Origin of the sequence: Pseudomonas sp. SIMBA_068 (genome assembly GCF_046534705.1) — a bacterium.
Taxonomy (GTDB): domain Bacteria; phylum Pseudomonadota; class Gammaproteobacteria; order Pseudomonadales; family Pseudomonadaceae; genus Aquipseudomonas; species Aquipseudomonas putida.
In genome coordinates this window covers 1-253 of sequence record NZ_JAWRYI010001086.1, presented here as the reverse complement: position 1 = coordinate 253, position 253 = coordinate 1, and the positions used below count along the sequence as shown (strand labels likewise).

Annotated in this window: 1 protein-coding gene; it reads right to left on the bottom strand. The window is 39.5% G+C overall.

From position 1 onward, the window contains the following. Window positions 1-253, bottom strand: a 253-nt coding sequence (locus SB756_RS32810) for a dUTP diphosphatase (protein WP_410913606.1), incomplete at both ends; no start/stop codon positions are given.

Below are 253 nucleotides of genomic sequence, written 5' to 3'. Positions count from 1 at the left end.
CATTTGTGCCATACAACCGGCAAATGCTGATGCATTAAACGCTTTATCTGCAACAGCAGATGCCGCAAGTATTTCTAACGTTTGCTTAAAGTCATCAGCTTGCTGAACTTGGCTCAACTCACTTTCTAATTGCTTTGCTAAGTCTTGATAGCTTGTTTTTCCGTCAATACGTAGCGACAAACCAAAGTGAAAAATATCAACCAATTCTAAAATAACTTGCTCGGTATCGGGTGTTTGTTTTTTCCACCACTTC